General features: G+C 58.4%; 18 protein-coding genes and 1 pseudogene. 13 read left to right on the top strand and 6 right to left on the bottom strand.

Going from position 1 to position 24087, the window contains the following annotated elements; all coding sequences use genetic code 11:
* Positions 1–31: 31 nt before the first annotated feature.
* A complete protein-coding gene (locus QEO92_RS13500) occupies positions 32–1024 on the bottom strand; it encodes an MBL fold metallo-hydrolase (RefSeq protein ID WP_227703394.1) in 993 nt (330 codons plus the stop codon).
* Positions 1025–1162: 138 nt separating this feature from the next.
* Here QEO92_RS13500 and QEO92_RS13495 point away from each other — a divergent pair, with 138 nt between their 5' ends.
* On the top strand, positions 1163–2059 hold the full coding sequence (locus QEO92_RS13495; protein ID WP_227703393.1) for a LysR family transcriptional regulator: 897 nt from the start codon (positions 1163–1165) through the stop codon (positions 2057–2059).
* Between the two features lie 285 nt (positions 2060–2344).
* On the opposite strand, the gene QEO92_RS13490 is transcribed toward QEO92_RS13495, so the two are convergent.
* Both QEO92_RS13490 and QEO92_RS13485 read right to left on the bottom strand, forming a co-directional pair.
* Positions 2345–3016: a hypothetical protein gene (locus QEO92_RS13490; RefSeq protein WP_227703392.1), complete on the bottom strand. Its 672-nt coding sequence runs from the start codon at positions 3014–3016 to the stop codon at positions 2345–2347.
* A complete protein-coding gene (locus QEO92_RS13485; RefSeq protein WP_227703391.1) occupies positions 3013–3591 on the bottom strand; it encodes a TetR/AcrR family transcriptional regulator in 579 nt (192 codons plus the stop codon). The genes QEO92_RS13490 and QEO92_RS13485 overlap by 4 nt, the downstream gene beginning before the upstream one ends.
* Positions 3592–3661: 70 nt before the next feature.
* Between QEO92_RS13485 and QEO92_RS13480 the strand changes: the two genes are divergently transcribed.
* The 12 genes and pseudogenes from QEO92_RS13480 to QEO92_RS13425 all read left to right on the top strand — a co-directional run bounded on the left by QEO92_RS13480 (position 3662) and on the right by QEO92_RS13425 (position 20979).
* On the top strand, positions 3662–4039 hold the full coding sequence (locus QEO92_RS13480; RefSeq protein WP_227703390.1) for a nuclear transport factor 2 family protein: 378 nt from the start codon (positions 3662–3664) through the stop codon (positions 4037–4039).
* Positions 4040–4171: 132 nt separating this feature from the next.
* Positions 4172–4537, top strand: a complete 366-nt coding sequence (locus QEO92_RS13475; RefSeq protein ID WP_227703389.1) for a nuclear transport factor 2 family protein — start codon at positions 4172–4174, stop codon at positions 4535–4537.
* Between the two features lie 26 nt (positions 4538–4563).
* A pseudogene (locus QEO92_RS13470) lies at positions 4564–4729 on the top strand (IS481 family transposase); the annotation flags it as partial.
* A gap of 534 nt (positions 4730–5263) precedes the next feature.
* Positions 5264–5737 (top strand): RNase H family protein, encoded by a 474-nt coding sequence (locus QEO92_RS13465; protein ID WP_227703388.1) that lies wholly within the window; start codon positions 5264–5266, stop codon positions 5735–5737.
* Between the two features lie 198 nt (positions 5738–5935).
* Positions 5936–7561 carry an Eco57I restriction-modification methylase domain-containing protein gene (locus QEO92_RS13460; RefSeq protein WP_227703387.1) on the top strand — a complete coding sequence of 542 codons (1626 nt, stop codon included), beginning with the start codon at positions 5936–5938 and terminating at the stop codon, positions 7559–7561.
* Positions 7561–10326 carry a hypothetical protein gene (locus QEO92_RS13455; RefSeq protein ID WP_227703386.1) on the top strand — a complete coding sequence of 922 codons (2766 nt, stop codon included), beginning with the start codon at positions 7561–7563 and terminating at the stop codon, positions 10324–10326. The genes QEO92_RS13460 and QEO92_RS13455 overlap by 1 nt, the downstream gene beginning before the upstream one ends.
* The gene (locus QEO92_RS13450; protein WP_227703385.1) at positions 10323–14654 is read left to right on the top strand and encodes a DEAD/DEAH box helicase family protein; all 4332 of its coding nucleotides are present in this window, start codon (positions 10323–10325) and stop codon (positions 14652–14654) included. The genes QEO92_RS13455 and QEO92_RS13450 overlap by 4 nt, the downstream gene beginning before the upstream one ends.
* A gap of 1 nt (position 14655) precedes the next feature.
* Complete coding sequence (locus tag QEO92_RS13445) at positions 14656–16866, top strand: hypothetical protein (RefSeq protein WP_227703384.1); 2211 nt, start codon at positions 14656–14658, stop codon at positions 16864–16866.
* A 47-nt stretch (positions 16867–16913) separates the two neighbouring features.
* A complete protein-coding gene (locus QEO92_RS13440) occupies positions 16914–17426 on the top strand; it encodes a phospholipase D-like domain-containing protein (protein WP_227703383.1) in 513 nt (170 codons plus the stop codon).
* Positions 17427–17599: 173 nt separating this feature from the next.
* Complete coding sequence (locus QEO92_RS13435; protein WP_227703382.1) at positions 17600–18214, top strand: hypothetical protein; 615 nt, start codon at positions 17600–17602, stop codon at positions 18212–18214.
* A 52-nt stretch (positions 18215–18266) separates the two neighbouring features.
* Entirely contained in the window at positions 18267–20198 is a 1932-nt protein-coding gene (locus QEO92_RS13430; protein ID WP_227703381.1) for an AAA family ATPase, read from the top strand.
* A gap of 94 nt (positions 20199–20292) precedes the next feature.
* Positions 20293–20979 (top strand): hypothetical protein, encoded by a 687-nt coding sequence (locus tag QEO92_RS13425; RefSeq protein ID WP_227703380.1) that lies wholly within the window; start codon positions 20293–20295, stop codon positions 20977–20979.
* A gap of 17 nt (positions 20980–20996) precedes the next feature.
* Here QEO92_RS13425 and QEO92_RS13420 read toward each other — a convergent pair whose 3' ends face one another.
* The 3 genes from QEO92_RS13420 to QEO92_RS13410 form a co-directional block, all read right to left on the bottom strand.
* Positions 20997–21506 (bottom strand): hypothetical protein, encoded by a 510-nt coding sequence (locus QEO92_RS13420; RefSeq protein WP_227703379.1) that lies wholly within the window; start codon positions 21504–21506, stop codon positions 20997–20999.
* An 89-nt stretch (positions 21507–21595) separates the two neighbouring features.
* A complete protein-coding gene (locus tag QEO92_RS13415; RefSeq protein ID WP_227703378.1) occupies positions 21596–22060 on the bottom strand; it encodes a hypothetical protein in 465 nt (154 codons plus the stop codon).
* 408 nt (positions 22061–22468) lie between these two features.
* Positions 22469–23605 (bottom strand): hypothetical protein, encoded by a 1137-nt coding sequence (locus QEO92_RS13410; RefSeq protein ID WP_227703377.1) that lies wholly within the window; start codon positions 23603–23605, stop codon positions 22469–22471.
* Positions 23606–24087: the final 482 nt, after the last annotated feature.

Genomic DNA, 24087 nt, shown 5'->3' with positions numbered 1-24087 from the left:
TCTTCAGACGCCGCGACCGCCGGAGCGGACCTCAGTTCTGTAGGGCCCAGTCTGCCACCTGCCAGCGCAACTGCCCGCGGTCGGCGACGACACGACCGAGCCCTGGGAAGGGCATGTGCGTGGCGGCGATGAGCGCGCCTTCCGAAGCGGCGCGAGGAAAAAAGCGGTCGCGCATCGCTTTGGCCGCTGCAGGGTCCTGCTCGAACAGGAAAAACACATCGGTCGCCCCGGGATGCACGACCGGAAAGATCATATCCGAAACCATGATGAGGCTCTGCCCGCCATCTTCGACCCGCACGCCGATATGGCCGGGTGTATGGCCGGTAAGGTCGACAATGGAGACGCCCGGCGCAATCTCACGCTCGCCGTCGATCGCCTGGAGTTTCGGGTAGAGGCGCACGACCTCCTCCGCCATCTGGAAGCTGGTCTGCAGATAATCGGGCGCGCCGCTGCGCTTGGCCGGGTCTGTCCAATGTCTCACGTCGCGACGATCGATGTAGAGTTCCGCCTTGGGGTAGTTTTTCTTGCCCCCGACGATCAGACCGCCCATGTGATCCTGATGCATGTGCGTCACGATCACCGCGTCGATCTGGTCGCGCTGCAGACCGAGCGCGCCGAGCGCCTGCGGCAGTTCGCCGGTCTGCCCGATCGAGCCCGCTGGACCGGCATCGATCAGGATGCGACGCTCGCCATCCTCGACGAGATACTGGTTGAAGAGGAACCGCACGCCGCTCGGCCGGGCGGTGAACTGCGCGATTGCCGCCTGTTCGACCTCGGCCGCGGTGCGTCCTGGGAAATAATCGTAGGGCATATCGGCATACCCGTCCGTCAGGGCAGTCACCGTGAAGCGGCCGATGCGGATCTGCGCTAGCGGCGTAACGCTGACCGGCGTCTTGGCGACATCCTGCATCGCGGCCAGGGCGGGCACGGAAGCGCCACCGATCAGGCCTCCCCCGAGGAGGCTTCCCCCGGCGAGGCCTAGAGGAAGGGCGCTGACAAAGGAGCGACGAGATAGTTGAGGCATGACTTCTTCCTCCGGATCATTGGATATACGGGGAGCCGGCCGGCGTCCCCCCTAGGCGGAGTGAAAGCTATGCTATCCAAAACGAATAGGGTATCCTGCCATTTAGAGAGCTTTCCTCTCAAATTCTGGAAGGATTCGATGGATCGGTTCGAAGCAATGTCGGTGCTGCTGGCGGTGGTCGAGGCCGGCAGCCTCTCGGCCGGGGCGCGGCGACTGAATGCACCGCTCGCCACGGTCAGCCGCAAGGTCGCTGATCTCGAAAAGCACCTTGGTGTGCGCTTGGTCCTGCGCACCCGCCGCGGCCTCGCCATGACGGAGGAGGGGCGCGCCTTCGTTGCCGCGTCACGTCGCATTCTGGAGGAACTGGACGTGGCGGAGCGGCAGGCCAGCGGCGATCATGGCGCGCTGCGTGGCGGGCTGCACGTGACCGCACCGATTGCCTTCGGCGAGCGACATCTGCTGCCAATTGCGCTGGAGTTCCTGAAGGAGCACCCGGATATCAACCTGCGCCTGACGCTGGTCGATCGGCAGCTAAGTCTGGCGGATGAGCACGTCGATGTGGCCCTGCGGATCGGGCATCTGGCGGACAGCGCGCTTATCGCAACGCGCGTAGGCGCCGTCCGCCGGGTGATCTGCGCGAGCCCCGGCTATCTCGCCCGCCGAGGAGTGCCGCGTCAGCCGGATGACCTCGCCCAGCATGACGGCATAAGCTTCCAGGGCTTCGCGACCGCGCCGGAATGGCGCTACCGCCGGGACGGCGCGGCCTTTGCCGTCGAGCCGCGCTCCAAACTCGCGGTCAACACGACGGAAGCTGCCATTCAGGCTGCACTGGCCGGTATCGGCATTATCCGCTTGCTGTCCTACCAGATCTCCGATCAGTTGCGCTCCGGCGCGCTGCAGGAATTGCTGACGGAGTTCGCACCGGAACCGCTGCCGGTGAACGTGATCCATGGAGCAGCCGATCCCCTGCCGCTGAAGGTGCGATGCTTCCTCGACTGGATCGGGCCCCGCCTACGCGCGAGGATGGCTCTCTAGCGTCCCCACTATCGAGGCACACCTCCGTTGATGGCGGTCAGGTGCGCCGGTGCGAATGCTGCAACGTACCATTCGCCTTCCCTAAGCTCCTAGCTGTCGGCTTTCCACCGGTCTTGGCGATTGGTATGCGCGTGAACTGCGGATCAGCCATGTTGCTTTCCTCAGGCTGTTTCAAGGCAGAAACATCATCTCATATCTGTAGTTCCGGCCCACGCGGCCGCCTCGCTCCCCGTTTGGCCTGCCTTTCCACCGAACCGCCGCCGCTCCGATGTCCTGGGCCGTTATTCAGCGTTCTTCATCACTCAGCATGTGATCCGCCAGGTGATAGCAGTGGCTCGCCTGATAGGCGTTCCGGCCCCGGTTCATATGCGTCAGGTTGAACGCCCGGATGGCCAGCAACGCTCGGGGCTCCGCGAGGAATTTGCCGATCGAGGAGAAGCCGCGAACCCTGATGCCGAAAATGTCGTCGCCTCGCGGGAAGAAATAGCTAACGTCTTCCGGCATCACGACACAGCGCTCAAGAAAAGCTTCATCCACTTGGTCGTGATCGAGTGAATGGTCGGTGGTGAAATTGGAAAGATGCACCACGAAAAGCGCGCGGACGCCCGCGCCGTCCGCATAGAGCGAGAAAAGCTCCATCCAGCTCGCATTTATGCGAACGAGCGCCTTTCCCGGCGTCGACGGTAGACAGGAAACCGACCAATAGTGCCGTTCGGTCCGGCAGGGGATCGGGATACAGTCGCGGCCGTAACGCCTGAGAATCTCCAGAACCTCTGGCGCCTGCGGTCGGCCCAGCAGCTTCTCAAACCGGACGAGATATTTGAAGCGCAGTTCCAGTGACTCCGAACGCTCGTCGGCGTCGCACAGGGTCGTCTTGCCCTCCATCCAATCGCGCTGCTGCTGGAGATCCAACAATTGGCTCAGACCGGTGCTGCTTGGTCGGCGAGCGGCCTTCATCGGCGGTCCAGCAGTCTCGTCACCGCCTCGCAGACAAGGGCGGGGACGCTTTCAGTGTCATCCAGATAGGCACTTTCCAGCAGGCCGTCCGAAAGCGCGACGAGAAGGGATGCGGTGACGGAGGGAGCGGGGTCGCCGTCCTCTATAAGAAGGTTCTCGAGACTGTTGTGATACCAGACGCGGCGCGCATTGATCGCTTGTCGCACAGGGCTGGCTGGATCGGGATATTCGGCCGCCGCGTTGAGGAATGGACACCCCCGCCAGCCTCCCGCGGTCACAGCCTCGCTGATGCGCCCCATGATAGCCAGGATCATTTTCCGAGGAGGTTGCTTGTGAAGGGAGGCAACTGCCGCCCGGCCGAGCCGGTCTATCTCTTGGAGATAGGCGACGACGAGGTCATCCTTCGAGGGAAAGTGGTTGTAGAAAGTCGCCTTGGCCACGCCGGCTTCTGCGATGATGCGGTCGATACCGACAGCATGGATCCCCCCCTCGTAGAAAAGTCGCGTCGCGGTTTCCAGCAGACGACGGCGCGCGGACCCGGCTTCAGGTGGGGTTTCAGATGTACGTTGTTTCATGGGTTGACTTTAACAGACAGGTCTGTACAGTGCAAGAACTAGACAGACCTTTCTGTATAGGAGGAATATTATGCCGCCCCGAGAGACAGCCGAAGTCATCCGTCGGTTCAACCAGGCGTTTGAGGAACACGATCCTGTGATCTTCGAAGACCCGATCGCACCGGATTGCGTCATGGAGTCGATCCAGCCGGCGCCGGACGGCACGCGCTATGCAGGCTACGACGTCAACCTGGCATTCTGGCAGGCCATGGCGGCCGACCGCGTCAACCGCTTCGAGGTAGAAGAGACTTTTGTCATGGGCGATCGCGCCAATATCCGCTGGCGCTTCCATTTCGGCGACGGCGGCTCGGTGCGCGGCGTTAGCCTGATCCGTGTCCGCAACGGCCGGATCGTCGAGGCCCTGGCCTATGCCAAAACCCCTGGTCAATCGGCGCCCTTGCTGGAGTAACCCGCAGCCAGAACGACAAGACAAGCGAGAGTCGCAAGCATCGTCGTTTTTCTTTGTTCAACCGCAGCCCCGTTCATCATCGACCACTCGCTCGGGATAGACGACGGTTTCATCACGCAACGAGGTGAGAACATGACCAGTGACACCAAAATTACCCGCGACATCGTGGAACGCTTCCACAACGCATTTGAGAAGCATCGCCCCGAAGACCTCGATGATTTGGTCGGCGAGGGCTGTATTCTCGAAAATACGGCTCCGGCCCCGGATGGAGCGCGCTACGAAGGGCGTGAGGCTTGCCTCACTTTCTGGAAGAGCGTGGCGTCGTCCGCCAATCTTGTCTTCAAAGCTGAGGAAATCTCCGCGATGGGCGACCGCGGGATCATCCGCTGGCAGCTTCGCTGGAGCGAGCGCGAAGCGGACCGGGTTCGAGGCGTCAACCTCATGCGGGTTCAGGACGGAAAGATCGTCGAGGGGCTGGGATACGTGAAGGGAGGCTGACGTTCCGATCGCGAACCGACGATCCTTGCGGGCGCCTCTGCGTCTATCGCAAGAAGATAATCATCTCCACCGTGCTGGCCGGACAAAAACTCGGCATCAAGGAAGTCGACGACGGTATTTGGCTCGTCAGTTTCATGCAGACTGGAACCACTTCAAAACTCGTTCGGGCCGAAAGTGTTACCTATGTCTTAGGGACGATCCGTTACCTATGTGTCCGGGTCGGACACTACAGAATTTGTGGCGCTTGCCATCAGCGTACACTGACACCCATAGAAATCATTGAGCTTTTCGGATCAGCCTCTCTTCGAAACGTACACCGGGCTTGCCAACAGTGTACACCGAGACCGCGCTGCTTGGCATGAGTGTACACCGAGGAATTCTGAACTTGTTCGGCCGATTTCAAGCGACGATGCCCGACCGACATTGTGTGGGGCTGGCTACTGGAATCACAGTAAGGCCGCTGATAGCCTTGGATGGCGGTCTTCGAAAGCAACGAGCTTTTTGACGGTCTCCTCGTCGCCGTGTTTCCGCACAAAGGGCGCTGTCGCTCGATACTGCGGGAGCAGGACTTGATCGCTGCAAGCCTCGTTGATGATCAACGCCTGCAATGAGGATCGGGCGCTGTCCACTCTCGTTTGATCTGGCACATTGTACTCCTTGTTTCGTCCATTATCCTGTTTCAGCCGGCGGGACCGCACAAGGTCACGCTAACCTATACGGACTTCAATGATCGACTGCCTTCACGCCTACGCCGACGGCTCCTTCGATGCCGCCTCCAGCTCCGGAGGCGGGGCCTTCGTGGTCATGGACGGCGAGCGACAGATCCACGCCGCCGCAGGTGCCGTGACAGGTTCATCGAACAACACCTTCGAAGTCCTGTCTGTCGTCCAAGCGGCATCCTGGTTAGCGAGCGAAGCGCCGACGGCGGCCGCAGTGATTTGGACCGACTCCGCTCACGTGGTCGAAGGCTGCAGCAGATGGCGGCACATCTGGCGTGGCAACGGATGGAAACGGGTGAGGGCGAACTCGCGTGAGAGGCGTCGGGCGATCCCGGAAGTCAGGCTCTGGCAAGAACTTGATGACCTGCTGCTCAGGAACCGCGAGGTTAGGATTCAGTTGTGCAAGGGGCATTCGGGGAACCTAGGCAACGAGCAGGCTGACGCGGCGGCACGGGCGGCTCTCGCAACCTGCACCCAATAGTTCCGCGTCTGCGAAAACCTCCGCATTGTGGCTCAACCAAGGGGTCGCGTACTCTTCTACCCGTTTGACTTTACCCAATATTTGAAACAACCTGCGGGAATATTTGGCGGGTAGAGGACTCAACCATTGTGACGCCCTCGGCGGAATTTACGACGTAATCAGGTTGCGTCGAATGCCGCCGGCGATGATCCTTGGTTCATGGCGCTTGGGGTAATCGAATTGAGGGGCAGGAAACAGGTCGAGCTGCCAATGCTTGCGGTGGCAAAGGCGGCCGCGCGCGCGTTATCGAAATCCATTTCAAATGGGAGTGACCTCGGAAAAGTCTGCCTTGACCTGAGCTCGTACGATCTTCCCGAGGTAATCAGTTTCCGCTCCCGGGTGTCTGCGCTCCGCTCCAGCGAACGCAACTACTGGATCGGCACGCTCTACACGCTAATGATCTCGGCAGAGAGGCGCCGCGCGCAGGCGACCTACTTCACCCGCCCGGATCTCGCGGAAGCGGTAATCAACCTCGCCATTGAGCATGGGTTCGACCTCGAGAAACATAACGTGCTGGATCCCGCTGCGGGCGGTGCCGCTTTCCTTTCTCTCATAGCACAGAGAATGTTCGCACAGGGTGTCAGTCCTGCCGTTGCCGCATCGAGGTTGAATGGGAACGAAATCGACGCCTGCCTGGCAGAGATGTCTGAATCCTTGATTTCCGATGAACTCGATGGGTTCCGGGACCGAAAGATCGTGACGATTGGCGACAGCCTCCGTTCTGAGTTTCCTGCGGCCTACGACCTCGTCATCGCGAATCCCCCCTACGGAAGAGTTCGTCTTAAGGATCTGGACAACGATTATTGGACGCGGGTCTCGCACAGCGGCCACATCAATAAGTATGCAGTCTTTACTGAGCTTTGTTTCCGCGCTGCGAAACCTGGCGGTCTTATAGCTCTTGTCATCCCATCGAGCTTCAAAGGTGGCCCGCTTTACAATCTGATGCGATCATTCATCGCGAGCCAGGGGCAGATTCTCGTTCTCGGCACCGTTATCAATCGCGAAGATGTGTTTGCAGACGTCACACAAGATATCAGCGTTCTCTTAGTAAAGAAGGGGGCTTCGCATCGCCACAATGCCCCCGTGAAGTTTCCTTCGTTTGTAGCCGGAGGCATTTCTCATCCGATTCCGCAGGGTAGTCTCCCGGCAGACCTGTCTTCGCCTTGGCTTGCTCCAGGGGACGCAGGGCGTGACCGGGGAGGTGCGACCATTGCAACATATGGTGGCTCCGCAAAGGCTGGATACTTCGTCTGGAACCGTTCGCAAGACAAGTTCTGCGAGGCAAGTGATCCATTGGCTATCCCGCTCTTCTGGGCGAAGAACGTCCGCCCTGGTAAAGCATGCAGCCCCGTTAACAGACGAGGCGACGGAATTGATTTCGTCCAAGTCCCCTCAGGTAGCCCGGCAATTATCGGCGGTCCTGCCATCATCATCCAGCGCACGACCAACAGCAGCCAGCCCCGGCGGATCGTCGCGGCCGTTGTCGATCAGGATTCGATTGCTGGACGGCAAGGATTCGTGAGCGAGAACCACACGATCGTCATCACAGGGGGCACTTCAGAGGAGATTCACCTACTTGCGACACTACTGAACACAAAAGCTGTTGACGAGCGGTACCGGGCAGTCTCTGGGACAGCAACCGTTTCAGTCACGCTCCTCAGGGAGCTTGATCTCCCCCAGCCTGAATTTTTCCGTGCGGCTTTGAGCCGCGGATACAGCGCAGAAGATGCCGCCGCCATCTCGTATCGAACTGGCCGTCTACCACGCTTGGCGGAGGCATCCTAATGAAGGGGGACAGCAGTCGTTTCGGCCGTGCACCAGGTACGTCGCTTTCGGATCGCCTTCGGCAGCAGCAAGAACAGGCGCGACGCCGTCCCGAGATGCTGGCCGCCCAAGCAGCGAGAGCCGCGGCCCGCGGCACCCTATCGCAAGATCCAGCCAACGAGAACCTCGCCAACGCGAGAAACGTTGACGCATGGATCGCCGCGCTAAGAACGGTGCCTCTCAGAATGGTTGGCGGTGAAGTTCTTCCCTTATCGAGCGTTTATGAGGAAGTGCTGCGCAGCGCCATCGGATCCATGAACAGCCGCGAGCCGACTGTCCTGATGACTTGGCCCGCTCGCGACGTCTGTCTATCGGCGGTCACGTCGCTACTTGCTCTTGCCGATGTAGCAGTGTGCCCAGAGGCAGAAATTGAGTTGTACGGTAGCAAGATGAAGTCCTTCGAAAGACCGAGGGGATTCAAGGCTCTCATCTATCCCTATGCGCGGACTACCCATGAGTCTGCTCGCGATATCCAAGTGGATCGAGACTACCTTCATCGTACGCATCTCGCCCACGTCACGAGACATGCGAGCGGAAACGAGGACGGCAGGTCTCTGCAAGATTACCATTACGTTCTAAGCCGAGTAGGTACGCTCAACGGAAAGGGCAGAGATGGCACGGTCCGGCCCGAGTTCGAACATCCGACGCTAGACGAGATCATGCCTCACGGGAATTGCGAGGGATCCGCCCACCCGCACGGAACGCTGCTTTGGAGAACAAGTTCAAGGACCGACCTAAAGGCGCACAACACGGTCCGCACGCATACCGACATCGGTAACGACGCAAGCTACTACCTCTACGGGGCCAGGAAAGGTGATGAAATCACTTTTCGTAAGATCCGCGGCGGCCTCGACCTCATCATTTTCGACCTCACGAGGACTGGTCGAGGCAGGCTCGGTGATGACTGGGTGACAGCGGCGACTCGAATTTATAAGGTCATGCGCAAGCTCTTCCCGGATTCCGGTGTTATCGCCGTTACAGAGGACCCATGGGCTTTCGATAAGGCTCGGTTCGAAATCTTCAGCGAGATCAGCGTTGCAAGAGGCCGCAGCGTGCGGCCGGCCATGTCGCGGACAATCACATCCTTAAACTCATCCGCTCTCGTTGACGCGGACTCCATCCGGAACTGGTCGGGCTGCGGCGTGGTAGACGCGAAGGGATTCAACGGCGACGGGAGGACAGTGGCTGATAAACTTCGCCCAGTCCTTGCTCGACTACGCCGGACTCGTGACAGAGATGGCGCCGCCGCCGTCAGCGATATCATCAGCAAGCTTCGACGAGCAGCGTCACTGCCAGGATCGTTGAGAGCGTTCGATGACTATCTTGAGGACGAGCATGGTCAGACGGCAGCCATCGATGTGATGGATAATTACCGGATCACGAAACAGGTGCGATATCTGCAAGATCCGGCGTCTGCCGCCTACGTCATTGGCGGCGACGAGTTGGCCTCACCATTGCGAGATGCTCAGGCAGTCATGACGAGCCTCGCCCGTGCCACGCCTATGTCCTTCGTGTTGGCTGCAGTGGTGGGTTCGATCCTGAATTCCTCCTCAAAGGCGCTTTTCATGTTCCGTAAGCAGACCCTCGCGGAATTCGCCATGACAGCCCTGTGCAGGCAGATACCGGAGCTCCAGAGCCGTCTCGACAAGGAAATGATCGTATTTTCCGGACCCGGCGGTCTTTCAGATGTCGCCGGCCTCCCAGTATCCGAACGAAACAAGTTCAAACGGATATACGTCGTCGCTCCAGCGCGCGACGGTGTTCTAACCTTTTTTGCAAGAGATTGGCTTCCTTCCGAGGTCTACATCCTCGCCGACGGGGACACACTTTCCTTCTCATCGAGGGATGCGTTCCGACTTGCCGACCAGATAAAGGAGCCGGAGATTGCTTCTCGGCTCAAGAAGTATGCCACTGCGGCAGACGCCGATCTCGCGGGACTTGGAATCTCTCCGATCAAACTGACGGAAACTCCTCCACTGCCTGAAGAGCTTCAGTTTCCCTCGGAGTCGATCATCAATCTTGCGGGCAACGTTGGCAAAGGTGACGGAGACCTGCTCGAGTTTACGATGGACAGCGGTCAGAAAATCATCGCGCGACCGGGCACTGCGCTCGTTCGCCTTGATCGATCCAAATCGATGGAAACCTTCCGCCAGATCGAGGCGAAGGATGTCAAGACCGCGGAGAGTATCTGCGTCATCAGTTCGGGTTTTATTGATCGCGCGCGGATACTCCTCAGCATCCACGCCAATGCCTCCGAGGCCATTCGGGGCTACCACGAAGACGTTGTACGGCGCTTCGCTACGCTCCCCGGCTACAGCGACAATGACAGGGTCCGTACCATCATCGAAAGGATGGGCGATCCTAATCTTCAAATTCCGACCGTTAGACGATGGATTCATCTCGAGAAGCAACTTCACGCACCTCTCCATGAGGTTGTGACGCAAGCCCCTCAAAAGCTTGATACCTTTCTCAAGTTCACTGCTGCACTGGGAATAAACAAGGATCTAGCCGAGCGTTTTTGGCATTGGGGTGTGAAGGCGCAGCGCAGTTCCAGAATGAAAGCTGGAATGGAGTTCCATGACGCATACCGAAACATCCTTACCGATCCGCACGCAGCGCTTGCATTCGCAGGAGATGCCAAACGTGCATCTGAGATCGCGAAGTTGCTAAGGCTAGCAGAGGAATATGTCTGTCAGGTGATCTCTGTGAGAAAGTTCAAGCCATGATGAGACCAAAGAACGCCACCGAACTCGGCAAGATCGATGTCGAACTCAAAGAGGCTATCTGCGACGCTCTGGTGAACATGATCACTCAACGATCCAGCGGGTCGGACGAAGCTGGGCGTGTCGTCTACGGGAAGTCTCCGAGCCGCAGTGTATTCTCCGGCCAACTTCTTCCACGTCTCCGAGCCGATGTGGACGAAACCTCAGACATCCGCATCGCCGCCATTGGCATTGACTTCAATATGGATGCTGCCGCCACCTGCACACTGGAAGTGAAACCGAAATTCTCGATCTATGTCCGAGTGCTACCCACCTGGGAAGAAATCTCGAGTGACCGATATGGGATACCGATCGATTTCAAAATCCGAAAGGACAAAAAGGCAGAGATCGACAAGACAATCCGGGAACGCCGCGAAGAAATCTTTCAGCGCGAGAACCTGTCTCGGCCTGATTGGGGCGCACTGGATCCAGACCAGAAGGAGAGCCTCAAACGTCGGCGCACGGAGATCCAGGACGACATTCGCAAGAACGTCTACGCTGAGTACGGTATCCCTATCGACGGAGCAGACGGTCTGATCTTCAATAAGCCCGAAATCAGCGAGAGCGAAGAAGAGAATATCACCACGCCTGCCGAGTCTCCGGAAGCTACTACTGAGTTCGAGGCAAATCCTGATCTGGGACGTTTAGTCACAAGCGGCGCTACGATCCCTGAATCCATGTACTCCCCAGCGCCGATCCCACCGAAATGGATCCGCATCGACCTTGATCTGCCGACTTGCACATGGGCCGCGGATATTCATGGCGATGCGCTGAAATCCGCTTTCGCGGAATATTCCGCATCCATGCAGCCGCTGATTCGTAGTCAGATCGACGACTGGTGCAACGCTGGCGGAGATAAGATCTTATGGAGGGACCGTACCGTCACCCAAGCCGATGCGGCGAGCGAAGCAAGCTGGAACAGCTTTACCGAAAAGCTCGGCAATGCGCCTGTGGAACCCAAGGTTTTTCCTAATCTCAACGGTGTCGTTATGCGGGCCGAGCGGCAGCGTGACTTCATGAATCCAGAACGCGTGTCCATGAGACTGACGCTGGACAACTCTTGCGCAGAACTCAGCAAGACCGATGCCCGGTTCCAGTGCAATTCCATCTTCGGGACCGGTTTCACTCTCCGCCTGGATCGCAACGCACACCGACCTGTCAAACTGGACCGGGTGGAGCCGTCGTATCGCTTTCGAGACTATATGGCGTATCCCGCCATCGGCCTTAACTGTGGCGTTGAAGAGAACGAACCTGCCGAAGACGTGATCGAATTGAAGACAACGTGGGCGCCTCGATTTAGCCAGCCCAGAGTGGTGCCACGTAAGATCGACCTTGAATACCGTTTCAGACCTCTGGCAGATGGCTACGACGTCGAGAAACTCCATGTGCTTGTCGAGGACTACAGAGCCTGGATCAACCAGCAGGAAGTTGCGCTCAAGGATTTGATCATCCGCGAGCTGTCGACCGATGATGCTGATCGAGAGCGAGCCCGGTTTGCTGAGGACCTTGCAGGGCAGCGGGCCGAGGCGCGGCATATCGAGCTTGGGATCGAGATACTGGTGGCCTCCCGCAAGGCATTTCTGGCGGCAACGAATGCTTCCGGACCTGAGCGAGAGCGGTTGATCCGGAGATCCGCTCCCTGGCGCGCCTGGCTTATGATGAATGAATCCTTTGCGCGTCGCGATGCCAAGCATTTGGACAGGGGCTGGAGGCTCTTCCAGCTTGCATTCATCCTCGCGCACATTCCGACATTTGCCTCAAGGATCGAGGAATTCTCTGGCTTCTTCGACGCGGACAGGGATGAGATGTCGGCTAGCCTTCTGTACTTCCCAACGGGTGGTGGCAAGTCAGAAGCCTTCTACGGGGCTCTCGTATTTTCGATCTTCCTGGACAGACTTCGTGGGAAGAATCGAGGCATCACAGCCATGATCCGTTATCCTCTACGTCTTCTCACTTTGCAGCAGGCGCAGCGTCTACTCAAGCTCACCGTCTGGAGCGAGATCGTTCGAAAAGAGATGAGTGCGGGGTCGTGGCCGATCGAGATAGGCTTTTGGGTCGGAGCGTCGAACACCCCGAACCGCTTTAGCCACATGAGGCCGGATCTTCCAGATCTCGGCACCGACGCTGACGGGGACAGTCTCGCCACGGGCAACAGCTCCGAGGCGAAAAGATATCAGGACGTGCAGGCTTCCTACAACAAGGTGCCATCGTGCCCTTGTTGTGGCGGCTCAACGGGCCTCAGAAGGCACAGGACAGTTGGAGGCAAGGAGCGCGCCGTTATCGTTTGCTTCGACAAGTCCTGTGAATGGAACAAAGCACATGGCGGCGTCGCTCCTCTCCCATTTCTTCTCACTGACGACACCATCTATCAACGCGCGCCAGCGATCCTTCTTGGAACCGTCGACAAGCTCGCCATGCTTGGTCAGAGCACGCAAACCATTACCGACATACTCGGCATGTTCGGCCTTGCACGGTGGATCGGGCCGGATGGCCATCTTGCAAATCCCCGCGAACAGCAAGACCTTTCAAAGGGACCCTCCAGCAGTGGCGCCTCAGCAGTCTATCCTGCCTACGATAGCGGCGAGCGGGTATTCTACGACCCTTTCCCCAGTTTGATCATCCAGGACGAAGCTCACCTGCTCGAAGAAAGCCTTGGTACGTTCAGCGGACTGTTCGACAGTCTATTAGAAAAGACTTTCAGTTCTATCGATGACATCTGCGGAAGCAAACTAAATGTGGCGCGGTATCGCAATGAGGACGGGCAGCGGGTGCCGCGTCTTCCCAAAATCATTGCGGCGACCGCGACGATCAGCGATCCGGAGAGACAAATTAAAACACTCTACCAGCGCAAACCTCTGAGGTACCCATATCCGGGCCCAGACATCTATCGATCCTTCTTCTCGGAACCAGAGCAAGCGCCGCGATTGAACAGCGAGCGCTCCACCTTGTCGCTAACTATGCCCCATCATCTCGCCCCGGAAGCGACATCTCCATTGATGCGGCTCTATGTATCTCTCATGACTAACGGGGCTACCCACACCGTGACAACGGTCGGAGTGCTGGGTTCCTTCCACACGATCATCACCCATCTCTGGCAGGATCTGCTCGAACCCACGAAGGCGCAGGCCGCTGTTGCCGAAATCGCGATGGCAGTATCCCCAGGCAGGGCGGGCGCTTGGCGACGGGCGGCAATTCAGCGTGCCGTGGACGACGGCCGAACAGACGAGATCATGGCTCTCATCGATCTTCATCGCATCGCCCTAGCCTACGTCACAAACAAAAAGGGCGGAGACCAAGTCATCGATGCCCTCCATACAGCGGTGTCCCAAAAGCATCTCACCGCCGGACTTCCGCATGACGTGTTCGTGAGCCGACTGATTTCCGGCGGTATCGATATGCAGGAGATACAAGCCGTCATGAAGCTTGCCGAGACCTCATTCGGCAAAGGGCATTACCCAGACGTTGGCGAGACCCTGCGGAACATAGTCGCGACTTCCGCTATCAGCCACGGTGTCGACGTGGACAGATTCAACAGCATGTTCTTCGCGGGCCTTCCGTCGGACGTTGCCGAATATATACAGGCCTCAAGCCGAGTTGGCCGTACTCACGTCGGCTTCGTCATGCTACTTCCCACACCTCAGAGCCGCCGAGATCGATATGTCGTCGAGACCCATGACATCTTCCATCGTTTCCTCGAGCGCATGATTGCCCCGCCGGCCGTCGAAAGATGGTCTGAATTGGCGATTGATAGGGTGCGCCCGTCCTACGTCCAGACATGGGCAATGCTGAAGGATGCGCGCGACTTCATCGGACTCCCGGATCACCAGAAGTCCGAATTCCTGACGCACGACTCCACCAAGATGCTGAACAAGCTGTCCCGACGAGACACCGTGGCATTCGCGGACGAGCTCGGAAGCTTCATGCTCGAGGCAATGGGCATTGGTGGTCGTGGCGCTGACGGGATCGGCGCGCCTACAGCAAGGGACTTCTATAGGGCTCGTACCGACGCCGCCGCCCTGGCACTCGGGAGATCGATGAAGGACTTGGACATCAGCGCCCGTCTTCGCCAGTTCTGGGAAGAGCAGGATTCGAAGCTGCAAATGCCTATGACCTCCCTACGTGACGTAGACGAGGCCGGACTTATCCGAGCATCCGATTTCGACCGTGGATCCAGAGGGCACTCGAGGGAAATGAGCCTTGAGGACGTCGCCACGGCGATGAAGATCATCCGGAGGCAGCGCGGGGACACTTCGGAAACGGATATGGATTTTGACCACATGGCAGGAGATTAACATGAAGGGAGGAAAGACGCTCGATATGGGGCGCCCGCTCAGAAAGCAGTTTTCAGCGCCGGACGATGCCAAAAAGTCTGGGCCGCCAATGATGCAGCGCTCCCGCGCGCAGATCGCGACGTCATATGCGCCAGGTGTGCTGATGACTTGGGAGGGCGGCCGAGGCATCTGTAGATCGGTTCCAATCAAGAAGGCTTTCCCCGAAAGGCTTCCGCGCAACGTTACCGATACGATATTCGAAGGGATCACGCAGTTCGCACAGAACTGGCGGGTGAGGGCGGCAGAAGCATGCCCTGCGGCTCCGGATGAATTCATCCTCGACGATGCATTCGTCGATAGTGAGAGTGGCGAGATTCGCGTTGATCAGACCCGGTTTGTCCTCAATCAACCGAACGTCGTCGGGTACGTACCTTATCCTCTGCTCTTCCAGTGCGGCGAATGTGGAAGGGTGCACGAATTCAAAAGCGTTGCCGAACTAGCCAAGAAAAAGCTTCCCGCGAGGTGCAAGGATCACACGTCGAGATGGACGCAGGTCGATGTCGTCTATGCTCATTGGTACGGTACGGTGGAGCCTTTAAGCCCCTACAACTGGACGGTCAGTGATGACGGCAGCGAGACGCGTCAAATAGAACGTTGTACGTGCGGTTGGCAGCAGTTCATCCTGAAGAACAAGGCACCTGTCTTCTCAGAATGGCGATATGTCTGCGAAGGCTGCGGCACGCAACGCGATTTGAAAAAAGCCGAACGCGATGTCCTCCAGAAACTTAAGAAAGACAGCCTCAAACCCGGCGGTCAGCCGTTCGAGTACATCCAGGTCGACATGCTCCCCGTCTCTTATCGGGCAAGCAGCGCCTTCTATCCTCAAAGAGGCAGCTTCATCGAAGTTCGGGAGACTAAGGTCGTCCAACTCATGAAGCATGACAAGCAGGACGAACTCTTACAAAAGCTAGCGGTCATCCATTCAATTCCATACGAAGAACCTTCCGATGCCGAAATTGAGCAGGCCTTGAGACAGGCCGGCCGACATGGTGAATGGATCGGCTATCAGAGCGCACTCAGCTTCATGGCAACCTTCGCACCTGATAGCCCCATGAGACGGGCTGTCGAAGATGGGGCTAGATCAACGCGCGAAAAGTGGTTCACGGACGGGATTGCTGAGCGCGGCAGACTAGCTAGTGACGAAATAGCGATCGCTGCCGAAACGCGCAAGGGTTGGGCTCAGAAGTTCGATCCCATTCGCCTGACTGTCGAGCATGCCGCATTCGTTGAAGAGCATATCGTCGAAGGACAGAACGGTCCACGAAAGACCGCAATCAGTGTGGCTCAGCCCGACATCACTCTGTACGAGAAGGCCGGTGTCGCCGAGGAACTTATCCGTTATCAGGCTGAGGTGAAAAGCGTGCTGAAGGCGACCGGCATCGGCGAGATGTACATCCTTCGCAGCCTGCCGATTTGCGAATACAGCTTTGGCTTTACACGTGTCTCGGCAACACCTGTCTACGAGCGGGTGACAAACAATCGCACCGTGCCCATGCCAGTTCGGCTCGTCGCTTTCGACACCATGAAAAGCGGCGAGCGGCCGATCTACGTCACGCAACAGAAGAACGAGGCTCTTTACATCAAGTTGGATGAGGCGCGAGTTCTCAAGTGGCTGGAAGTCAACGCGGTTGTTGGCCTCCCCACGCAAGGCGAGAGTCTCGCCCGGAGGTATCTTGAAACCTATCAAGACTTTGGCCAGTTCCTTGATCGCTTCAAGGACAAGGAGCGTCAAGGGATGTCCCGTGAACTCGCGCCATACGTCTACATGCTGCTGCATTCGCTCTCGCATCAGCTCATCCATTCGCTCGCCGATGCATCTGGACTGGATCGTGACGGCATCGGCGAATACATTTTTCCAGCAGATCTCGCCTTCACCATCTATCGCAAGGGCATGACCGCCGACCTCGGCAATATCTCTGCTATGTGGCGCAACCATGCGATGGACTTTCTCAGACGCTCGATCGATCCGAGAATGTTGAGATGCGGATCTGGCAGCCTTTGCGACAGCCGCGGCGGAGCGTGTCCAGCATGCATCATGGTTAGCGAAGTTTCTTGTAACGCGGGCAACTTGCTTCTCTCCCGTTCAGTCCTGAAAGGCGGGCCGGCGCCGCAATGGGAGGCACCCGAATCCGCCGAGATCATCGGCTACTTCGACCCGATGCTGAACTCATGACCTCAATCCAGCTCGCCCCTAAAGGGACTGCGCGACTGGTGGTGACCATGCCGCCGTCCCCTAGTCGAATAGAGAAGGTTCTCGCCGCGACACCTGCAAGCGCTCTGCTCGCATTCACCGTTACCGCTGATGCCTTCCGGCATCTTTCACGGAAGGCACAGAGACGGCTCGTTGTAATGACCCCGTACCTTGATGCTACCGGATGCGACTGGGTGCTCGACATGTTCTCTCACACGACAGCTCCCGAAAGGATCCTGATCGTCCAGTCAGCAGACGATTTGAAGAAGTCCGGGGTGGATGAGATCGCTCTCCGGGAAAGTTCGACCGCTATCCTTTTCTACGGCGGGGGAGAGACCGATGAAACATTCCATTCTAAGATCGTGCTGGCCGACGGAAGCGATGCTTACGTCGGCTCGGCGAACTTTCTCTGGAGATCTAAGAAGGCAAACCTTGAGTGTGGGCTGCTTGTGGATGGTCCTGTGGTTTCCTCAATCACAATTCTCGTGGATGCGGTAATTTCTACATTCGAGCCATCTTTTGCATTAAAGGAAGCCGACTGAACCGCACTCAGACATTGCCACTCCTGATGTGGAACCGGCCTTGACGCCCTCCTGCATGTTCTATATTCGTTCCCGCCCATGAACACCTCCGCGCGCCACTCGATACGAATACGCTGACGCACTCCGGCTAGTCCGGTGCCGCCCTGTTCTGCGTTTCGTTTTCGAGGGATGCCATGAAGGTAGTCTCAGGTGACCGAAGGGACGATGCTGTCCCGCACAAGGTCACGCTTTCACCGATCTACACACCGATGGCGACCATCAAGTGCGATGGCCGTGCACAATTCCGGTCCCAGCAGGCGAGGGACTTCGCTTGCCTGCTGGATCTCGACCCCGACGTCGCTCGATGGAATACAGCACCGCCGCCGCTCCGGAATGGCGACGACGAGTATCAAGTCGATTTCATCGTCCTGACAGAGGGCGGATCCTTCCTGATCGATGTGGGGCAGGAGGAACCGATGCCGCCGATCTGGCTGTCCGCCCAGATCGAATCCATGGGGCATCGATACCGATCTGTGGCCATGGTCGACTTCGCCGAAAGCGTCCGCCTCCAGAACGCGAAGGATCTTCTCCGGTACGGGTTCTATCGGCCGCCGCTCGGCGACAGGATTCGTCTGCTGGCCGGCATCGAGGAGATGGGGTCGCTTACCATCGCAGAATGCCTGTCGGCGATCCAAGAAGGACGACCGATGCCGACACTGGCGTCGCTGATCCTTCAAGGATTCCTGGAGGTCGATCTCGATGACGACCTGCTAAGCCCAGAGAGCCAGGTTCGCCGGATACGAGGATGACGCAACGCGCCCATGAGCGCCTACCGCATCATCTTCAATTCGGGATCACACAATGAAAAACGTACTTCGCGACCGGGCAGGCTTCTCGCTGCCGGAATTCCTCGCCTATTCAAGCGTCAGCCGGGCCCTGCGGCCATACAGACGCGTTCCGCACTTCGCCATCGGTCTCGTTCTCGAGAACTGGGAACGCAAGACCAGCTACGTCCAGGCTGCGGTCATGTTCATCGATAGGAAGTCGGACTACCGCTACCAGGAACACGTCAAGATCTTCGACGAGACCCGGTCGAACGATCACATCGAGGCTGTGATGGACATGCTGCAGCACAAGCAGACCATCATCTTCTTCCGATCCGGGGATGCGATCCCGAAAGATCTACGCTTCGCTCTCGACATCGTCATCAAGATCGAGCCACCAGACATCCGCCAGGCGCGCGGGGTGGTCAGGTGGGGCTACAGGACAACGGTCACCGACGATCAGGCAGAGGCCTTGATCAACTGCGACTGGCGGCGCCTCAAGCTTGCGATGACATGGGGCCGACCCGTGCCTCGCGTTCTCGCCATCGTCGAGAAGATGGTACAGGCAGGCGCACCAAGTGTACCAAACGCACCAAGTCAGGCGGGCGAAATCCTTTCCGATATCAGGCTCGAGGATATGGAGGGATACGGCGATGCCAAAACATGGGGTCTCGATCTCGCTCGAGATCTCGAAGACTGGCGCGGCGGGAAGATCGCTTGGGACGACGTCGACAAAGGAGTATTGCTATCTGGTCCTCCTGGAACCGGAAAGACCATCTTCGCCAAGGCGCTTGCGGCTACCTGTAAGGCGAACCTCGTCGTCGCGTCCTATGCGAAGTGGCAAGGCAAGGGCCACCTTGGCGAGTTCCTGAAGGCGATGCAGAGAAGCTTTCAGGATTCGAAGAAAAACGCTCCGGCCATCTTGTTCATCGACGAGATCGATGCTTTCGGATCGAGGGACAGTGTCAGCACGCAGAATGAATCCTATGACACCAAAGCAATCAACGGCCTGCTGGAGCAGCTCGATGGCCTTGAAGGGCGCGAAGGAGTCATTGTCGTCGCCGCCACCAACAATCCGCACAAGATCGACGCCGCGATCCTGCGCTCCGGTCGCTTAGATCGACAGGTGAGGATCCCGCTTCCGGATCTGAAAGCTCGGGTGGCCATTTTCCGAATGCATCTGCGAGATGCGTTCGACGAGGGCCGCTGCCAGTCTTTCGCCGAACTTTCCGACGGAGCCTCCGGTGCCGACATCCAGAAGATCGTTCGTAACGCCCGCCGCCGGGCAAGGGGGCTTCGAAGGCCCGTCACGATGGCGGACGTTCTCCTACACCTTCCGATCCCGGTGCAGATCCCTCCGGAGACGTTAAGGGTCAACGCCGTTCACGAGATCGGTCATGCGATCGTCGGCGTCGCTCTCGGCATGGAACTGATCAGCGTCGAGATCTCAGCACGGATCCTTCTAACGACGCAGAACCAGCCCGTCGGCAAGGCGACATTCGGACGCCGTTCCTGGGCGCGTCGGACCAAGGCGCACTATCTCGATGCCATCGCCATGGGATTGGGAGGCATGGCCGCGGAACAGTTGCTGTTAGGATGTCACGATGATGGCGTGGCTGGGGGACGGGGATCGGATCTGTACGACGCGACCCGCACAGCAATCCTGCTGGACCGATCTTTCGGCATGGGCGATGGCCTTGCATCGCTCGGCGACATCTCAGATGCACCGATCCTCGACATCAGTCGCATGGATCGCAGCGTTCTCGATAGGGCCGACAAAATGCTGCGGGAGCAGCTTGAGCGCGCGACGGAAATCCTGGAGCGGCATCGTCCGGCGTGCGAGAGGCTGGTGGATGCCTTAGTGGCCGGGCTCGAATTGTCGGGACAGGAGGTCTTGGATGCATTGGATGAAGAAGCTCACTCCGAGCCAAGGGCGCTGGGCAATCCGGCTAGGCGCATCTCCCGCTAATTGACAGTCCTACATCAGACGCCCCATATCGAAGCCGCGTTCTGTAGTGGACATGAATACAACATCAGGGAGCCACAGCTTGGAGATGTGCAGCGTGCCTTCAGACGACAGTCTCCTGATGTTCGAAACCCTTTTCCGGAAGCACGGCGACTTTCCCGAAATCTTGAATTTCTCCGTCCAACTGCGCCGATATCCTCATGACTCGGATATCGGCGGGCCTGTCCTTGCGGAACTCAAGGGCTTTATTGTTCAACCCGGCTACATTCCCGAGCCGGATGACGGTTGGTACTTCGACGTGTTTGACATGCGGAGCCAGCATGCGATGAACGCCTACCACGTCCTTGCCGACGAGCACGCTCTGTTGAAGAAGGCTCTGGACACACCTGATCTCGACTACCTGGGGGCGGTCGCACACCTGGAACGGGCTTGGGTGAGCCCCTCACTCAGGGGACGCAAGATCGCGCTACGACTGATGCGGGAAGCTCATCAGGCACTCGGTCGATATGGCCTACTGGTCGTCTTGAAGGCCCATCCCGACGGCGACAAGGTCTCGAAAGCCGAATGCCTGAAACTCGCTGCTTATTATCAGAGTGACACGCAACTCGGGCTTCGCGCGGTGTCGAAAAGGAAATATCCGGGATGGCTGGTTGCCATCTGGGATGAGTCCATCGTCAATGATGACGACCAACTCTTCCTTCACGACGACGAGGAGCTTCCAGATGCTGCCGATGAGGCAGGCGAAGAGGAATCCGCCCTCGGAAATACAACAGGCTCCACATGAAGAATGTCAGACGCGATCTATCTCCCGAACAGCCATCCGAAGAACCCTCGGCGCCTCTTCTCTTCAGGAGGCGCGGTAGGTTCAGAACGCTCCTCGGCGATCTCGCGGTACAGATTGCCGAATAGACGTTTGCTCCGCTCGTCCCGTTCCTGCTCCTCATCCGCTTTGATCCTCTGGATGTCAGCGGCCAGCATATCCTCGTAGAGTTCAGAGGCTGTGGATTGGTCTTCGGCCTCGCCCCAAAGTTCCCGCATCCATTTGCAATCGGTGACGCCGAGAAGAGATAGGCGGTCGCATCCGATACGTTCATATGAGAGGTCGAACGCGGCAAGACGGGCGTAAGGAACGCGCTGGATGTAGCCATACCCGGCGTATCTGTCCATCGCTGCCAGGAAGGTGGCGACGTGCCATCGCGTACCGTTTGTCGGGATCGTCCTTGATGCGGTTGAGCCCGTCGTACCAGAATTCACCGCTTTCGGGAGCAGGCCCCGCAGCCTGTGCGACAAAGGTACCATCGGGCTGCTCACTGCCCACCATCTCCCACATCCCGCGATCAAGGGCGCGAGCCTCTTCATCTGTCGTGGTGTCGACCCAGAGCATATCCATCACTTGCTTCTCATGCTCGGAAGCCCAGCAATGCCCACCGTATCGCCAAGCCGAGCATCAATAGGATGACGGGAGGCAGAACGGCGCCCCACAAAGCATCCCGCAGGGTCTTGAACCGGGCCTTCCTGATCTTTGCGTCCTGGAGCGCTGTGGCCTTGGGAATGTAGGCCTCGATTGCCTTGAGGTTTTCCTCGTGGAGCGAAGCGGCCGGGAAGAAGAATGCCGTCTCCCGAAGCGCTGTTTTGTCGTAGGCAATCTCGTACTCAACGAGCAGCTTTCTCGACTTGAGTTCGCGGGCGGCGGAGATTTTTTCGCCGTATGGCTCGAGATATTCGGGTTCTCCCTGGCCCATCTTGAAGCCGCCCCAGGCGATGTAGGGCTTCGCCACGCTCTGCCACATGAAAAGCGTCACGACGATGATCCAGAGAATGGTGAGAACCGCCCAGACCCTGAAAAGACCTCTTCCCCACGTCATCACAATTTCCCCACCCACACGCCGCCGGGATCATGCTCAAAACGACCTTGGTCGGCAATAGGCATGGATGCCTGGTACGGCTCTGGATTCCTATTGCTCAAGATCCCATCTCAATGGGTATCAGCCAGATCAGGGAGGTTGCGATGCCCGGACCCTCCGCGCGCGCCGTCGAACATCTTTTCATGGAAATTCTCGCGCCTGTCCGGCGAACATCCAGAAGGGCACTCATCTGCGACTGTTGTCGGCTTCTTCGAGAAACGGCCGATTTCGATGAGGACGGGTGCGGCATCTGTCGATCCTGCTTGGAGTGCGACGCCATCCTCGTGGAAACGGAGGCGGAACCTAACCTGCAGAGTTCGCCGTCTCGGTGAGCAAGGGCCTCCATTCCCGCTCGCGAGCTAGCTGGTCTTAGCCCGGCAGATCAATGGTGCGTAGTTCATTGAGCCGCTGGTCGTATACGGCGTTCAGGCATCTCGCTTCACCGCCGCAACCGTTGCGATCCTTGAGCCAACTGCGCTGAACCTCAAGGAGACGCTTGCGAACAGATTTCTCCACGTTGTTGCGAACCCACATGTAAATGGAATTCATGGCGCGATCTTTGGCCCATAGTTCGGGCTGGCGGCACAACGACAATTCGGTGGGTGTCGTGGCAGCGGCGCACGAAAAGCTCGGCCCATAAATGCCCGTTTCCTGCCCTTGCCGGCGAAGGCTGGCCTCGGTCTCGATGCAGATCAGGAGTGCCCCCTTGTTATTCAGACCGGACTTCGCGTCTTCAAGGAGCCGGGTCCACAAGTCGATCCACTTGTCGGAGCCGACGAGCTTGTTACCCTCTGCGAAGACCTCCTCTTGAGAGCGTTTGACCGCTGCGGTGTCGAGCTGAAGAAAGGGTGCGCACCTGGATTGAAGCAGGGAGAGCGAGACAAACCTGTCCGCATAGACATCCACGGTGGGGGCTGCCGACGGGGTGGTGATGTTGGCCCCATCGATCTTGTATGTCTCGATGCCGAGCATGCGCGCTCGATCCGGCGTGAGTAGGAGGAAATCGTTCGGTCCGGCCGCAGTGAAGTATCGGATGGCTTCTATCCGCAGACCAAGGTGGGTCAGATAGGAACCGATCTCCGCATTGGCGATGCCGCTCTCACGATACTCACCATTCTCTTGCCGATAGGCAGCATGAAATCCAATCTGAGAGGTATCTGACATATACCGCCGGACACCTGACACCCAGATGAGCCCGCATGCGGAGAAGCATTCCTTATCCGCGGGCACCATCGTCGCAAAACCCTCGATCCGGATCGTCGCGCCAATGTGTAGTGCCTCTTTAACGAGGCCGCCCGGGCTTTGAAGAATGACAGATGCCCTGTTCACCCCACGGACGACGGTCTCGAACTTCTCCCCGTCACCTGCTTCTATCGGACCTCGTATGCTGACGAATGGAACCGCGATGCCCGGGAGATCGAACTTCTCGATTTCAGCCGCGCTCGCAGGTTCAACGCCACAGAGAAGCATTGCGGCCGCGAGAGCCAGCCATCCCATCCTGAACATTACTGACACCCCCATGCCATCCGTGTTGGAACCCGCCTCGATTATGAGCATACAGCGAGACGTTTACCAATGTGCCCCTTAATCGAGACACGGGAACCGCGTCCCGCATCGATCCCCGTCCTCGCTGACCAGCCGTTCACATCCCATCGCCGCCATCCGGCGCAGTCTCGAGAAGGTGACGGCGGCTCCGTGCTTCTTCACCAGCGCGGCCCTGTCGAGAGTTCCTCGACGGCCGCATGTCCGACATTCGACTGCGATAACTGGATCGCGCACTTGACGCAGCGTCGCTGTTAGATCGCGTGGAGAGGGATCCCGGCTCATCGGCGAGCCTCGTTATCCTCGATGCCGGAGCAGCCGCTCCCGATTGCGTCTCTCACCGATGGTGATGCGTGCTGTGCTGGCTGGGCGAAACCCGGATTTCGCCAGAGCCTCGGCGAACGACGGCTTCCTCCGGCGGAAGAAATCGATAATGCGCGCGAGCG

This window comes from Neorhizobium petrolearium (genome assembly GCF_029854435.1).
Classification (GTDB): Bacteria; Pseudomonadota; Alphaproteobacteria; order Rhizobiales; family Rhizobiaceae; genus Neorhizobium; species Neorhizobium petrolearium.
The sequence above is the reverse complement of the archived record's forward strand: the minus strand, read 5'-3'. Positions and strand labels throughout refer to the sequence as shown.